Genomic DNA, 15,529 nt, shown 5'->3' with positions numbered 1-15,529 from the left:
GTTTTTATTAAAAGCCTCAAGATTTATTTCTTGAGGCTTTTTTGTATTTATGGATTTCGCTTTAGGCTGAAGGCTGTAAGCTTAATGCATCTTCAAACTATGTTCTATGAAACAAGAAGCTTCCTTTCATCCAACAAGAAGCTTCTAATTAGTCAACGAGAAGCTTCTTCTTTATAAAAAGGAAGCTTCCTTTATAACTTACAACTCATAAATCGAAAAGCCCCTATTTCCCTCAAGTGGATATTTTAACTTCTACTTCTATTCCTGTAAGTCTTAAATCTTACGTCTTATAACTTATTACTCAAAACTCAGAACTTACAACCCGCGTTAGGGATAGTAGTGGAAATCCTTTTGTAGAAATTGGATTTTCCTGTAATCACTTCCAATTTTCTTCTACAAAAGATTGCAACGGATAGCCCGACCGAAGGGAACGCTATAATAATACGCATTTGAATGAAGAATTTTTATATATTTAGGTTTTAAAGTAAACAGGATATGAAACCATTTAATGTGCGTGTATATGCGTTATTGGAACACAAGGGAAAGGTATTGGTGATTCACGAGCCGTTTCAGGGAGAGTTAATTTATAAGTTTCCTGGCGGTGGATTGGAGTTTGGTGAAGGAACAAAAGATTGTATAAGGAGAGAGATAAAAGAGGAATTGAATTTGAAAGTAGAAGTTCATGAACATTTTTATACACAAGATTTTTTTGTGTTGAATGCTTTTGATCCGACAGAACAGGTTTTATTGATTTATTATAAAGCGACAATTACAGAGAAAGCATTGGATAAATTGAAAGTTTTGGATGCGGATATCAACGAATTGTTGTGGTTATCCAAAGAAGAATTGAATGTAGAGAAATTTACGTTAGACGCAGATAAAGTGGTAGTTGATTTGTATAAAAAAGAAAACTTCGAATCTTAAGACTCGAAGTTTATTATTTTTTGATCATCAAAATACTGTATAACGGCGTATTTCATTAACAAGGTTTGTTCATTTGTTTTGAGAGGTGGTAAATCTTCCAACAACTCAAAATGTGGCCAACCATCTGGATCTAATCCATCGAAACGATAAAAACCAAAAGGTTCTAACACGCGACAAACTGCAATGTGTAATAAATTGAGTTTATCATCTTTTTTGAATCGTTTTTTTCCTTGTCCTAATTCTTGAACACCGATCAAAAAAAGAATCGTATCTAAATCTGGTCTTTCACCATCTGTGAAATTTTGTTGAAAGAATTCTTCAATCAGTTTCCATTTGTTGGTGTTTGATGATGATTCTTCTGTAAATTTTGATATATCCATTTAGAATTTACGTCCTTTGTGACGCATATGTGGGTTTTGTAATTGCGAATTACTTACGTTGAAACGTTTCATTTGATCATTCATCATTTTGATTTGATCTGTAAACATTCCTTTCGAATCGTTTTTCTTCGCTTCTTTAATGTAACCTTCCGCTTCTTTCTTTTTACCTTTTGACATTGCAGCTCCAGCCAAAGATAAATTAGCCATTGCTCTGTCATGATCAAACGATAAACCGTAGTTTAAGGCTTCTTTCATATATTTTTCTGAAACGGCAACATTATTCTGCGCTTCAGTAATTCCCATCATGTAGTGGTAATATCCCATTTGCTTAGGAATTAATTCTGATGATGGATTTTTGATCTTTTGTAACCATTTTTTCGCTTTTGCCATATCCTCTTTACGCAAAAACCAGAAAGCTAACAAGATGTTTTCGTTTCTGAAATAGAATAAAATTGGAAATACAGCGACTAATAACGACACAAATCCCCAACCGTATTCGCGAATGGTAAACAAAAAGATTGCTAAAGCGATTAATACAGCGGCGATTACTAATTTAATGTATTTGTTCATCGATTATAAATATGATTTGATATTATCTGCAATTTCGATCATTTTCTCGGCAGATAATTGAAGTTTTGGATTTGAGAAATTGATATCTTGCATTGTATTTAGAGGAACCAAATGCACATGTACATGTGGTACCTCTAAACCAACAACAGCTACGCCAACGCGTAAACAAGGTATTGCTTTTTCTATAGCTTGTGCAATTTCGTAAGAAAAGTCCATTAAACCTAAATAGGTTTCTTTGTCTAAATCGAAGATTTTATCGACTTCTTTTTTCGGGATAACCAATACATGACCTTCTACCAAAGGAAAAGCGTCCAAAATAGCGATGTACTTATCGTTTTCGGCAATTTTGTATGATGGTATTTCTCCGTTTATAATTTTAGTGAAAATGCTTGCCATATGTTTTTTAATTTTTGAAATCTTAGTCCAAAGATATTTCTAAAATTTGAAAATTTAAAGTCATTCCGTTAGGTAATGTAATTTCTGCAACTTCTCCAAGTGATTTTCCTAACAATCCTTTTGCGATTGGAGTATTCACAGAGATACGCATTTTAGCTAAATCAGCTTCAGATTCAGGTACCAAAGTGTACACTAATTCTTGTCCGTTCGCTGTATTTTTTATTTTAACTTTTGATAATATTGATACTTTAGAATGGTCTAATTTAGATTCATCAATTACGCGTGCATATGCTACAACTTCTTTCAATTTAGCAATTTGCATCTCTAACATTCCTTGAGCCTCTTTTGCAGCATCATATTCTGCATTTTCAGATAAATCTCCTTTATCACGCGCATCAGCAATTTGTTGCGAAATTTTTGGACGCTCAAAAGTTTCTAACTGATGAAGCTCTTCACGCAACTTTTCTAATCCTTCTTTCGTTACATATTGTATATTTGCCATAACAACAATGTTTAATTAATTTTTTATTAAATAGATCTTATAAAATAAATAATCCTACACATATGTAATACTATGCGCAGGACTATTTAGTTATTGTACTACAAAGATAATAAAAAAAATACAGCAAATTAAAAATGAAACAATTTATTAAAACGATTCTAAATAAGGTTATTTTGGTTTGTGTTTTTGCCAGCTTATTTCAAGGTTGCAATTCAGATGACGGTACAGTAAGTTGTGTGCCAAATACAATTGTGAATGTATCAATCAATATCAATTTACCATTATATTCTAATCTAAATAATCCAGGAGGATGGGTATATGTTGAAGGAGCAACAGCAGGTTCTAGAGGTTTGATTGTTGTACGTACAGCTTCTGGTTTTAAAGCTTACGATCGTAATGCGCCGCATATTTGTCCTGGTGCAGAAACTACTTTGTATGTAAAGAATGACATCAGTATTGTATGTGATGCAGATAATTCTGAATGGATTTTATTGACAGGACAACCTACAAAAGTAGCGAACAGAGCACCAAGAACTTACCAAGTTTATGTAAATGCAAATGGAACGCTTACAATAACGAATTAAATTTTTTATCGAAAGTTTTTTTAATTCACTCAAAAAATAATAATCTTTGCAGGCATCTAAATTATACTTCTTTATTATGCATGCATAAATTTTTCGAATTGTTTTTGAATTAAATTATTTTTAAAAAAAGATAATTTCGTTGTAAAGATTACTCAAATCCATTATTTTTGGTAAATCAAAATTTTATCAATTAAAAAATATTAATAATGAGCATTATTTCGCATATCCATGCAAGACAAATTTTAGATTCTCGTGGTAACCCAACTGTAGAAGTAGACGTGTATACAGAATCAGGTGTTTTAGGTCGTGCAGCTGTTCCATCAGGAGCATCTACAGGAGAGTATGAAGCAGTAGAATTACGTGATGGTGGAGACTTGTACTTAGGTAAAGGAGTTTTGAAAGCTATCGAGAATGTAAATGAAGTGATTGCTCCAGAATTAATTGGTTTTTCTGTTTTCGAACAAAATTTAATCGATCAAGTAATGATTGATTTAGATGGAACTGAAAACAAAGCTAAATTGGGTGCTAATGCAATTTTGGGTGTTTCTTTGGCGGTTGCAAAAGCTGCAGCAGAAGAATTAGGTTTACCATTGTTTAGATACATTGGAGGGGTTAATGCAAACACATTACCAGTTCCAATGATGAATATCGTAAATGGAGGTTCTCACTCTGATGCGCCTATTGCGTTCCAAGAATTCATGATTATGCCAGTTCAGGCAGAATCTTTTTCTGATGCGTTACGCAAAGGAACTGAAGTTTTTCATGCATTAAAGAAAATTTTACACGATCGTGGTTTATCTACAGCAGTAGGTGACGAAGGTGGATTTGCACCAACTTTTGATGGTACAGAAGATGCTTTAGATACTGTAATTTCTGCAATAGAAAAAGCAGGTTACAAAGCAGGTGAAGAAATTATGATTGCATTAGATTGTGCATCATCAGAATTCTATCACGATGGAAAATATGACTATACAAAATTCGAAGGAGAGAAAGGAGCTATCCGTACTTCTGCAGAGCAAGCAGCTTATTTAGCAGAATTGACAGAGAAATATCCAATTATTTCTATCGAAGATGGTATGGATGAAAACGATTGGGAAGGTTGGAAAATCTTAACAGATAAAATCGGTAAACGTGTTCAGATTGTTGGAGACGATTTATTGGTAACGAATGTAACTAAATTAGAAAAAGCAATTGATGTTGAAACAGCAAATTCTATCTTAGTAAAATTCAATCAAATTGGTACGTTAACAGAAACGATCAAAGCAGTACAAATGGCGCAAAATGCACGTTATACAGCAGTTATGTCTCACCGTTCTGGAGAAACAGAAGATGCTACAATTGCAGATTTAGCTGTTGCTTTGAACACAGGACAAATTAAAACTGGTTCTGCTTCTCGCTCTGATCGTATGGCGAAATACAACCAATTATTACGTATTGAAGAGATTCTTGGAGAAACTGCAATTTTTCCAGGGCTTAAGGCTTTTAAAGTTAAGCGATAAAATAATTTGAGACTGATATTTATCAGTCTCAAATTAATAAAAAAAGTGTAAATTACGCAATAAATAATATAAACTATAAAATGTCAGATAAGGTAATATTAAATTACAACGGAAATGAGTTGGAGCTACCTGTTACAACTGGTACAATGGATGAAAAATCTATTGATATTTCCAAGTTAAGAAGTGCTACTGGATTAATCACAATGGATCCAGGTTACAAAAATACAGGGGCATGCGAATCTAAAATTACATTTTTAGATGGTGAAGAAGGTAAGTTGATGTACCGTGGATATCCTATTGAACAATTAGCAGAGAAATCTTCTTTCGTAGAAGTAATGTATTTGTTAATCAAAGGAGAATTACCTACACAAGCTGAATTAGATAAATTTATCGCTGATATTAATGAGTATAACTATGTGTCAGAAGATTTAATCAAAATCTTAGATGCATTCCCAAGTTCTGCTCACCCAATGGGAGTATTAACATCTTTAACAGCTGCTTTATCAGCATTCAACCCAAAAGTTGTTGATGTTACTTCTCCAGATGATATGTACAAAGCGGCAGTTACTTTATTAGGTAAATTCCCAGTATTAGCGTCTTGGACACAAAGAAAAATTAAAGGATTACCAGTTAACTACTCTAACGATAAATTATCTTATGTAGAAAACTTTTATCAATTATTATTCAAAAAACCAGGTCAAGAATTAGACTTAGATCCAGTTATTATTGATGCAATTGACAAATTATTAATCTTACACGCGGATCATGAGCAAAACTGTTCTACATCAAGTGTACGTTTAGTAGGTTCTTCTCATGCAGGTTTATTTGCTTCTATCTCTGGAGGTATTTCTGCATTATGGGGACCATTACACGGAGGTGCTAACCAAGCAGTATTAGAAATGTTAGAAGCGATCAAAAATGATGGTGGAGATGTTGAAAAATACTTAGCTAAAGCAAAAGATAAAAACGATCCATTCCGTTTAATGGGATTTGGACACCGTGTTTATAAAAACTTTGACCCTCGTGCGAAAATCATCAAAGTAGCTGCGGATAACGTTTTAGAGAAATTAGGAATCAATGATCCTATTTTAGATATTGCGAAAAAATTAGAGCAAGCTGCTTTAGAAGACGAGTATTTCAAATCAAGAAACTTATATCCAAACGTAGATTTCTATTCAGGAATTATCTACAAAGCGTTAGATATCCCAACTGAAATGTTTACAGTTATGTTTGCTGTTGGACGTCTACCAGGATGGATTGCACAATGGATGGAAATGCGCGAAACAAATCAACCAATTGGTCGCCCTCGTCAATTATACACAGGAGCACCATTACGTGATTACGTTGAAATTGAAAACAGATAAGAATTTTCTTATTTATCATATAATCCGAAAATCAAACTTTGATTTTCGGATTTTTTTTAACAATTAATTTTTAGAGATTGTTTGTTTAAAATATGTTAAAACCTTATTTTTAAGTAAATTAAATTTTGTAACCATGAAATTTGAGAAAATACATAATAAAGGTCAAGCGCAAATCTTCGAAAACAAATACCTCGAAATGTTGACAAAAGGTCATCCCGCAGTTATTTGGGGAATGTACATTCCTCTACTTTCCTATTGTATTTATTATGGAATTTCTAGCTACGATTTATCTACAATAACATTTATTTCAATTTTTTTTGGAGCGATGTTATTTTGGACCTTGTTCGAATATTTTGCGCATCGTTATCTTTTTCATTGGACAGCCGAACAACCAAGTCTAAAACGAATTGTTTACATTTTTCACGGAAATCATCATCATTATCCACGCGATAAACAACGTTTGTTTATGCCTCCAGTTCCAAGTATTCTTTTGGCGTCAATTATTTTTTTGATTCAATATTTAATTTTAGGGAAATACACCTTTGCTTTCTTTCCTGGTTTTATGATTGGTTATTTATTGTATGCGTCTATGCATTATTTGATTCATGCTGTTGCGCCGCCTTTCAAGTTTATGAAACCTCTTTGGCGCAATCATCATTTGCATCATTATAAAGACGAAGAATTAGGTTTTGGCGTTTCCAATACGTTTTGGGATCGTATTTTCGGAACAATGTTCGACCTAAAGAATGAAAAAGAAGACAAAGAAAAAGTAAAAGAATTGATGTTTGAGAAGAAAAGTTAATTTTTCGTATCTTCCGTCAAATTAAGTTCACACAAAAAATGAAAAAATATACTTTACTTGCAATTGGATTACTTGCTTTCAATCAAGCAAACGCGCAATATTCAAAAGAAAATCAAAAGAAATATGTCGAAGAATTAGCCTCTGATGCTATGCAGGGTCGAAAATTTGGAACGCCCGAAAATCGATTGGCTGCTGAATTGATTGCTGAAAAATTCAAACAAAATAAATTAAAACCTTGTGTTGGTGATTCATATTTAATCGAATTTGAATATAAAGGCAAAACAGGACAAAATGTTTGCGGAATTAAAGAAGGTAAATCGTCTGATATTTACGCTGTAGGTGCGCATTTTGATCATGTTGGAACAGATGACAAAGGTGAGGATAAAATTTTTAATGGAGCAGATGATAATGCAAGTGGAACTTCGGCTGTAATGGCTTTGTCTGATTATTTCAAAAACAAAAAAGTTAAGCAAACTATGATGTTTATGGCTTTTGATGCGGAAGAAATTGGATTAATTGGCTCTAAAATGTTGGTAGAAAACACAGATTTTCAGTCTTATTTACCAAATATGAAAGTGATGTTGAATTTAGAAATGATTGGAACTGTTTCTGCTTTCGGCGAAGGAAAAGTATATATGACAGGTAGCGACCGTTCGGATTTGATGAATTTGATGAATAATAATTCTACTAAAACATTCAAAGTTGAAAACGACCCTTATTTGCAGCAACAATTATTTTATCGTTCGGATAATGTAAATTTTGTGAATCATAAAGTGGTATCGCATGCGCTTTCTTCTGTAAACATGGAGAATCAACATCATTATCATCAAAAAAACGATGAAGTTTCGGTGATTAATTTCGAAAATCTGTCAGAGATTACACAAGGAATTGGACATTCTTTATACGAAATGATGAAGAAAAATATTCAACCAAAATATAACAACTAATGGATAAAGCAATTAATATTGTTAGTATTGCGGTTATTGTAATTTTATTGTTAGCGTTTTTATCAGAAAAATTTTTCCCAATAAGAGGTCTTGAATTGTTTTATGAGAAAAAGTTTTATCTCGCAATTATCTATTTAATTTTAAGAGTTTCCAGAATTTATATTCTTAGAAAATCAAAATAAATTTTTAAATCCGTTCCAATTTCAGAACGGATTTTTTAGTACCTTTTATTTACTTAAAATAAATGTATGGAAGGTTATTTAGAAATTGTTTTGCGCTGTATTTCGGTGTATTTTTTTATGTTAATTGCACTTAGAATTTTTGGTAAACAGCAATTATCCCAATTAAATACGGCCGATGTAATCTTAATTTTATTAATTAGTAACGCTGTACAAAATGCAATGGTTGGTTCAGATTCGAGTTTGCAAGGAGGATTGATAGCAGCTTTTGTATTGTTTCTTTTAAATTTTATTTTCAAAAGAATAATGTTGAAAAATAAATTTTTAGGAAACTTAATTGAACAAAAATCTGAAATTTTAATTCGTAATGGAAAAGCTGATTTTACGATGTTGAGCAAATTGGGAATTAATTCGGAAGAATTGAACGAAGCAATGCGCGAACATGGTGTAGAACATATTAAAGATGTGAAATTGGCGATGATGGAGATTGATGGAAATATCTCAATAGTGACAACGGATAAAAATCAATTTAAGGAAACGCATTATAAACGCAAGCATAATCACAAAAATTTGCAAGGAACTAATTAACAGAATATGGAAAATAATTTAGTAAACGGGATTATCAAACAATTCCAGTATTATAAACATTTGGGTGAAAAAACATTTTCACAATTAACGGATGAAGAATTGTTTTGGCAATACAATGAAAACTCAAATAGCATTGCGATTATCGTGAATCATCTTTCAGGAAATATGTTGTCGCGTTGGACTGATTTTTTGACAACAGATGGTGAAAAAGAGTGGCGAAATCGTGATGAAGAATTTGAAGATAGAATCAAAACTAAAGAACAACTTTTAGATAAATGGGAGAAAGGTTGGAAGTATTTGTTTGATGCTTTAGCACAAATTAAAACCGACGAAGATTTACAGCAAATTATTTATATCCGAAATGAAGGACATACAGTAATAGAAGCGATTAATCGTCAATTGGCGCATTATCCGTATCATGTTGGTCAAATTGTTTTTATAGGAAAATTAATAAAGGACAATGAATGGAATTCACTTTCGATTCCGAAGAATAAATCAGCAGATTATAATCAAACGAAATTTTCTTCAGAAAAGAAAACACAACATTTTACAGATGAGTTTTTGAAATAAATTTTAGTTAAAGTGTTTTTAATTGAATTATTTATCTTAACTTACATAAGAAACTTAGGTATATGAAAGATGTTCAATTTTATAAAGGAACTCTGCAACCGATTATTTTAAAACTATTACAAGATCATAAAAGAATGTATGGTTATGAAATCATTCAAAAAATTAGAATTTTAACGCAAGATGAATTTGAGTTAAAAGAGGGTGCATTGTATCCTATTTTACATAAGCTGGAAGCTGAGAATATAATTGAAGTGGAAGCTGAGCGAGTAGAAGGTCGAATAAGAAAATATTATAAGTTGACTGAGTTTGGAACTAAAGAATCTGTAAAAAGAATTCAATTGTTAACAGAAACAATGCTACAAATCCAAAAATTATTGAACCCTAAATTGATTTAATCATGAGAAAAATTTCTGCTTTTGAAGTTCAAAAATTAATCGATTTTACGCGTCAGCATTATGTTGAGTATTATGATTTGCAATTGGAATTAGCCGATCATTTGGCTTGTGGAATTGAAGAACAATGGGAAACAAATGAAACTATAACTTTTGAAGATGCTTTACAAAATGAATTTAAGAAGTTTGGAATATTTGGTTTTTCTGAAATTGTAGATAAAAGAAGGTTTGCGCTTCAAAAAAAATACAATAATTTAATTTGGAAAGTGATGAAAAGTCATTTACTTACTTTTCAGTATTTTATTTTTGTTATGAGTGGAATATTATTGTTTAATTTGATAGCTTTTAAATATAGTAAAATTGCTATTTTAAGTACGATTGTTTTATTTTTTGGATTATTTATTTATCGATATATAAGGTTACAAAAAAAATATCGTCAAAAATTAAGTGTGAAAAATAGAAAACTGATTTTACAAGAGCTTATTTTTAAAAATCTTTATATCATCTCGTTTGCATTTTCTTTGTTTAATCTAAGTTTGCAGGTTTTGATTCATCTTGATAATAACCAAATTATTTTAAATATTGTATTTTCGATTATATTTAGTTTTATCTTTTTACTTTTTTATGTAACCTGTTATTTTTTACCGAATAAAGAAGAAGAAATACTTAATGAATTTTATCCTGAATATCAGTTAATAAAATAAAAAAAGCTCCATTCGGAGCTTTTAGTTTATGCTTGACTTTCGTCTTTTTGTAATAATAATTTATAAATTAATCCACCTACAATTGCTCCAGCGATTGGTGCTACCCAGAATAACCATAATTGCGTTAAAGGTTCGCCGCCTACAAAAATAGCTTGTGATGTAGAACGGGCAGGATTTACAGATGTGTTAGTGATTGGAATAGAAATTAAATGAATTAATGTTAAAGCCAAACCAATTGCAATTCCAGCAAATTTTCCGTTTGCAAATTTATCTGTAGCACCTAAAATAACAATTAAGAAGAAGGCTGTTAAGACAAATTCAATTAGAAAAGCAGATAACATGCTATAACCATGTGGAGAAAAGGCTCCATATCCATTGGAAGCGAATGCACCAGCTTTGGTATTGTCAATTGCAAAATCTGAGTTTCCAGATGAGATTAAGTATAATACACCAGCTGCAGCAATTGCTCCGAGTACTTGTGAAATAATATAAGGAATAAGTTGTTTTCCATCAAATCGTCCTCCAGCAAATAATCCGAAAGAGACAGCAGGGTTGAAATGTCCTCCAGAAATATGACCAACTGCATAAGCCATTGTTAATACAGTAAGACCAAATGCTAATGCAACACCAGCGTAACCAATTCCTAATTCGGGAATACCAGCTGCAAAGATTGCACTACCACAACCTCCGAAAACTAACCAAAAAGTACCGAAAAACTCGGCAGCATAATTTTTCATAAATGTTTTAATATTAAAAGTTTAGTTAGAATGAATTTTAAAAAAAAATTAAGAAATACAAACATTTTAAACATTTAAATTATTTCAATAAAAAAAATCGCTCCGATTTCTCAGAGCGATTTGTATTTAAAAATATATTCTTTCTAGAATAATTAATCCATATAGGCTTCGATAGGAGCACACGTACAGATTAAGTTACGATCTCCGTAAGCATCATCAATACGAGAAACAGATGCAAAGAATTTACGTTCGCGAACCCATTCTGCTGGATATGCAGCTTTAGAACGAGAGTAAGGATATTCCCACTCGTCTGCTGTAATCAAGTGAATTGGGTGAGGCGCGTTGTGTAATACATTGTTGTCAACTGGATAATCTCCGTTTGCAACTTCGTCGATTTCTTGACGAATGGAAATTAATGCATCACAAAAACGATCTAATTCTGCTTTATTCTCAGATTCTGTTGGCTCAACCATCAATGTTCCAGCAACTGGGAAAGATACTGTTGGTGCGTGGAATCCGTAATCAATCAAACGTTTTGCAATATCAGTTACTTCAATTCCTGCTTTTTTGAATGGACGACAATCTAAGATAAATTCGTGCGCAACTACATTGTTTCCATTTGTATATAAGATATCAAAATGTTTCTCTAAACGAGTTTTCATGTAATTAGCATTTAATATTGCACCTTGTGTCGCTTTCAATAAACCTTCTGCTCCTAACATTAAAATGTAAGAGTAAGAAATTGGTAAAATGAACGCAGAACCATAAGGAGCTGCAGCAAATGTATTTGTCGCTTCTTTTCCTCCAGTTTCGATTAATGGAGAAGATCCTAAGAAAGGAGCTAAATGTGCTTTTACACAAATTGGTCCTACACCAGGTCCTCCACCTCCGTGAGGAATAGCGAATGTTTTGTGTAAGTTTAAGTGACAAACGTCTGCACCAATATTTCCTGGAGAAGTTAATCCAACTTGCGCATTCATGTTTGCACCGTCCATATAAACTTGACCTCCGTATGCGTGAATCATTTCAGTAACTTCTTCGATATTGCTATCAAAAGCGCCATAAGTTGATGGATAAGTAATCATCAATGCAGCTAAGTTATCTTTGTGTTTTTCACATTTTTCTTTCAAATCAACTAAATCTGTTTCACCAGATTCTAAGTTTTTCACAACAACAACTTGCATTCCAGCCATTGCAGCAGAAGCAGGGTTAGTTCCGTGAGCAGATTGTGGAATCAACGCTACATTTCTGTGTCCTTCTCCTCTTGCTTCAAAGTAAGAACGGATTACCATCAATCCTGCATATTCTCCTTGTGCACCAGAATTTGGTTGTAAAGAAGTTGCATCAAAACCTGTGATTACAGCTAAATAATCTTCTAAGTTTTTGATTAATGTTTGGTAACCTTTTACTTGATCTTTTGGAGTGAAAGGGTGTACATTCCCCATTCTTTCCCAAGACATGTGCAATAATTCTGTTGCAGCATTCAATTTCATTGTACAAGAACCTAACGCAATCATCGATTGGTTAAGCGCTAAATCTTTACGCTCTAAACGTTTGATGTAACGCATTAATTCTGTTTCTGTATGATATAAATTGAAGTTTTCGTGTGTTAAGAAATCAGAAGTTCTGATTAAATCTTGAGGTAAATAAGAATCATCTACTTCAAATTCGAAACCATCTTCTGTATTTTTAATTGTTGCAAAAACACTTAAAATTTCAAAAATATCTTCTTCAGAAGTCATTTCATCAATTGTGATTGAAATTTTTCCGTTTTCGAATCCATTTACATTAATTTCTTCTTCTGCAAAAATCTTCACAATTTCGTCAGAGTTTTCAACCTCAATTTGAATTGTATCGAAGAAATTTGTATTCACTAATTTAAATCCTAAATGCTCTAAACCTCCGTGTAAAACAGCTGCTTTAGTATGGATTTGATCAGCGATATATTGTAAACCATCTTTTCCGTGATAAACAGCGTAGAAAGAAGCCATAACTGCTAACAATACTTGTGCAGTACAAATGTTAGAAGTTGCTTTTTCACGTTTGATATGTTGTTCACGCGTTTGTAAAGCCATACGTAATGCATAGTTTCCTAAACGATCTTGAGAAACTCCAATAATACGTCCTGGAATTACACGCTTATATTCTTCTGTACAAGATAAGAAAGCTGCGTGTGGTCCACCGTATCCCATTGGAACACCAAAACGTTGAGAAGTACCAATTGCGATATCAGCTCCCCATTCACCTGGAGGTGTTAACAATGTTAAAGCTAATAAATCTGTTGCAACAGCAACTTTTACGTTAACCGCATTTGCTTTTTCTACAAATGATTTATAATTATTGATTTGTCCTCCTTTTCCGATGAATTGTACAATCGCTCCGAAGAATTCTTCTGTTAATTCAGTTGTTTCAAAGTTTCCAACAACTAATTCAATTCCTAAACCGTGTGCTTTCGTTTCTAAAACTGCTACAGATTGAGGGAATAAGTTGTCTGCTACAAAAAATTTGTTGACATTGTTTTTCTTTTGATCACGAGAACGAGATTCAAATAACATGTGCATTGCTTCACCACATGCAGTACCTTCGTCTAATAAAGAGGCATTTGCGATAGGTAAACCTGTTAAATCAGAAATAACAGTTTGGAAATTTAATAAAGCTTCTAAACGTCCTTGCGCAATTTCCGCTTGGTATGGTGTATAAGCTGTGTACCAACCAGCATTTTCTAATATATTACGTTGAATTGGTGCTGGTAAAATTGTACCATAATATCCATATCCAAGATAATTTTTTACTTTTTTATTTTTTGAAGCGATTTCAGCTAAATGATTAATAGCTTCAAATTCTGATAAAGCTTCTGGTAAATCCAAAGCATTTTTCAATCGAATGTTCTGAGGAACTGTTGCCTCAATTAAAGAATCAATAGAATCTTTCCCAATTACAGAAAGCATTTCAGCTGCTTGCTGCGCATTGTTTCCAATATGTCTAATGGAAAAATCGTTTGTGTTCATTGTGTTTGCGCTATGTTTATTTTCGCGTAAAAATACGTTTTTTTATCTTAAAATAAAAGTGAATAACAATCTTAAAAATTAATTGAATGAATAGATTAGAATTTTATTTTTTTAGAAATAAATGTGAATAAAAACTTTCTTTTTTTTCAAAAAATAGTAATATTGGCAATAGAATTGAGATAAATAATTCGGTAGAATTTCTTAAATTTATTCTACGTTTAAAAAAATCTATGAAAACAAACGATTTTATGGAACTTAATGAAAATACTTCTGAAGTCAAAAAAGAAAAAAAATTTCCATTCTTAAAGAAATTGGAAATAATGATGGAAGAGGCGAAATTAGAGGATGCGAAAAAATCTAAAATGAAACGTGTTCATAAAAAAGGTAATTCGCAAATCGCTAAAAAAATGGGGGAAGAAGCTGTAGAAATGGTGATTGCTTCGGAACAAGATAACGACGAAAACTTTTTGGAAGAATCGGCAGATGTTTTCTTTTATTACCTTATGGCTTTACATGCTCGTGGCTTTGAATTAAAAGATGTTTTGGAGATTTTAAAGAAAAGGCACAAAAAATAATTAACACCTTATACTGATATGCAAAAGGGCGGGACGTCGATGAAATTAATAATTGCCGCAGCAATTGTTATTTTTTCTGTTATAAAATATTTTTCTTCTTCGGAAGTCAATGAAATTACAGGCGAAAAGCAATATATTTCATTAACCAAAGATGACGAAATTGCGATGGGAATTAATTCGGCTCCGCAAATGGCTCAAGAGTTTGGTGGACTATCTCGCAATGTGCAATACCAAGAACTTGTAAAACGAGTAGGCGCGAAAGTGGTCAATACTAGTGATGCGCATAAAACGAATTATCCATTTCAGTTTTATGTGTTGGCAGATAATCGAACTGTAAATGCTTTTGCATTGCCTGGTGGCCCAATTTTTATTACCGAAGCTTTGTTGACGCGTTTGCAAAACGAAGACCAATTGGCTGGAGTTTTGGGACACGAAGTTGGTCACGTTATTGCGCGTCATAGTGCAGAACAAATGTCGAAACAAGAACTTTCGCAAGGAATTGCAGGAGCGGCAGGCGTTGCAGCTGGAGATGCAAATTCGGCTTATTACGCACAACTAGTCGCGAATATGGTGAATATGAAATATGGTCGTGATGATGAATTGGAGTCTGATGATTTGGGCGTTCGATTTATGATTCAAGCAGGATATAATCCAGAAGCATTGATTGGTGTAATGGATATTTTGGAAGAAGCTTCGGGTGGAAGTCAAGTTCCAGAATTTCAAAGTACGCATCCATCTCCATCTAATCGTCGCGAAAAAATAAAAGCTGCAATTGAGAAATATAAAAATCAGTAGATTTTAATTCGTT

19 protein-coding genes are annotated in these 15,529 nt (G+C 32.6%); 13 read left to right on the top strand and 6 right to left on the bottom strand.

Features of this window, described 5'->3' with window-relative positions; genetic code table 11:
* Positions 1-495 precede the first annotated feature (495 nt).
* The gene (locus B3578_RS03205) at positions 496-924 is read left to right on the top strand and encodes an NUDIX domain-containing protein (RefSeq protein ID WP_280037508.1); all 429 of its coding nucleotides are present in this window, start codon (positions 496-498) and stop codon (positions 922-924) included.
* Here B3578_RS03205 and B3578_RS03200 read toward each other — a convergent pair.
* From B3578_RS03200 to greA, 4 genes are read right to left on the bottom strand one after another with little or no spacing between them, the layout of a single operon-like run.
* Complete coding sequence (locus B3578_RS03200; protein ID WP_052217679.1) at positions 921-1,304, bottom strand: hypothetical protein; 384 nt, start codon at positions 1,302-1,304, stop codon at positions 921-923. The genes B3578_RS03205 and B3578_RS03200 overlap by 4 nt on opposite strands.
* Entirely contained in the window at positions 1,305-1,874 is a 570-nt protein-coding gene (locus B3578_RS03195; RefSeq protein WP_291047011.1) for a tetratricopeptide repeat protein, read from the bottom strand. It abuts the gene before it with no gap.
* 3 nt (positions 1,875-1,877) lie between these two features.
* The gene (locus B3578_RS03190; protein WP_114999218.1) at positions 1,878-2,270 is read right to left on the bottom strand and encodes an HIT family protein; all 393 of its coding nucleotides are present in this window, start codon (positions 2,268-2,270) and stop codon (positions 1,878-1,880) included.
* Between the two features lie 22 nt (positions 2,271-2,292).
* A complete protein-coding gene (gene greA / locus B3578_RS03185) occupies positions 2,293-2,772 on the bottom strand; it encodes a transcription elongation factor GreA (RefSeq protein ID WP_291047008.1) in 480 nt (159 codons plus the stop codon).
* A gap of 134 nt (positions 2,773-2,906) precedes the next feature.
* On the opposite strand from greA, the gene B3578_RS03180 reads away from it, so the two are divergent.
* The 10 genes from B3578_RS03180 (at position 2,907) to B3578_RS03135 (ending at position 10,401) form a co-directional block, all read left to right on the top strand.
* Positions 2,907-3,356, top strand: a complete 450-nt coding sequence (locus B3578_RS03180; RefSeq protein WP_286496394.1) for a hypothetical protein — start codon at positions 2,907-2,909, stop codon at positions 3,354-3,356.
* A gap of 206 nt (positions 3,357-3,562) precedes the next feature.
* A complete protein-coding gene (gene eno / locus B3578_RS03175) occupies positions 3,563-4,855 on the top strand; it encodes a phosphopyruvate hydratase (RefSeq protein ID WP_221856624.1) in 1,293 nt (430 codons plus the stop codon).
* An 80-nt stretch (positions 4,856-4,935) separates the two neighbouring features.
* The gene (locus B3578_RS03170) at positions 4,936-6,219 is read left to right on the top strand and encodes a citrate synthase (RefSeq protein ID WP_125350643.1); all 1,284 of its coding nucleotides are present in this window, start codon (positions 4,936-4,938) and stop codon (positions 6,217-6,219) included.
* Positions 6,220-6,352: 133 nt separating this feature from the next.
* Positions 6,353-7,021, top strand: a complete 669-nt coding sequence (locus tag B3578_RS03165; RefSeq protein WP_291047003.1) for a sterol desaturase family protein — start codon at positions 6,353-6,355, stop codon at positions 7,019-7,021.
* A 38-nt stretch (positions 7,022-7,059) separates the two neighbouring features.
* Positions 7,060-7,968, top strand: a complete 909-nt coding sequence (locus tag B3578_RS03160; protein WP_219035372.1) for a M28 family metallopeptidase — start codon at positions 7,060-7,062, stop codon at positions 7,966-7,968.
* Positions 7,968-8,150, top strand: coding sequence for a hypothetical protein (locus B3578_RS03155; RefSeq protein ID WP_125350646.1), 183 nt, complete (start codon positions 7,968-7,970; stop codon positions 8,148-8,150). Before B3578_RS03160 ends, B3578_RS03155 begins: the two co-directional genes overlap by 1 nt.
* 66 nt (positions 8,151-8,216) lie before the next feature.
* The gene (locus B3578_RS03150; protein WP_291047000.1) at positions 8,217-8,735 is read left to right on the top strand and encodes a DUF421 domain-containing protein; all 519 of its coding nucleotides are present in this window, start codon (positions 8,217-8,219) and stop codon (positions 8,733-8,735) included.
* A gap of 6 nt (positions 8,736-8,741) precedes the next feature.
* A complete protein-coding gene (locus B3578_RS03145) occupies positions 8,742-9,305 on the top strand; it encodes a DUF1572 family protein (protein WP_291046998.1) in 564 nt (187 codons plus the stop codon).
* Between the two features lie 62 nt (positions 9,306-9,367).
* Entirely contained in the window at positions 9,368-9,700 is a 333-nt protein-coding gene (locus B3578_RS03140; RefSeq protein WP_125350649.1) for a PadR family transcriptional regulator, read from the top strand.
* A gap of 83 nt (positions 9,701-9,783) precedes the next feature.
* Positions 9,784-10,401: a hypothetical protein gene (locus tag B3578_RS03135; protein ID WP_291046996.1), complete on the top strand. Its 618-nt coding sequence runs from the start codon at positions 9,784-9,786 to the stop codon at positions 10,399-10,401.
* Between the two features lie 26 nt (positions 10,402-10,427).
* On the opposite strand, the gene aqpZ is transcribed toward B3578_RS03135, so the two are convergent.
* Positions 10,428-11,138, bottom strand: coding sequence for an aquaporin Z (gene aqpZ / locus B3578_RS03130; RefSeq protein ID WP_125350651.1), 711 nt, complete (start codon positions 11,136-11,138; stop codon positions 10,428-10,430).
* Between the two features lie 152 nt (positions 11,139-11,290).
* Positions 11,291-14,146 (bottom strand): aminomethyl-transferring glycine dehydrogenase, encoded by a 2,856-nt coding sequence (gene gcvP / locus B3578_RS03125; protein ID WP_291046994.1) that lies wholly within the window; start codon positions 14,144-14,146, stop codon positions 11,291-11,293.
* 230 nt (positions 14,147-14,376) lie between these two features.
* Between gcvP and hisE the strand changes: the two genes are divergently transcribed.
* Positions 14,377-14,721, top strand: coding sequence for a phosphoribosyl-ATP diphosphatase (gene hisE, locus B3578_RS03120; protein WP_125350653.1), 345 nt, complete (start codon positions 14,377-14,379; stop codon positions 14,719-14,721).
* A gap of 18 nt (positions 14,722-14,739) precedes the next feature.
* Entirely contained in the window at positions 14,740-15,516 is a 777-nt protein-coding gene (locus B3578_RS03115) for a M48 family metalloprotease (protein WP_291046992.1), read from the top strand.
* The last annotated feature ends 13 nt before the right edge of the window (positions 15,517-15,529 follow it).

Source organism: Empedobacter sp. UBA1574, assembly GCF_002322895.1.
In the GTDB taxonomy this organism is placed as follows: Bacteria; Bacteroidota; Bacteroidia; order Flavobacteriales; family Weeksellaceae; genus Empedobacter; species Empedobacter falsenii_B.
The sequence above is the reverse complement of the archived record's forward strand: the minus strand, read 5'-3'. Positions and strand labels throughout refer to the sequence as shown.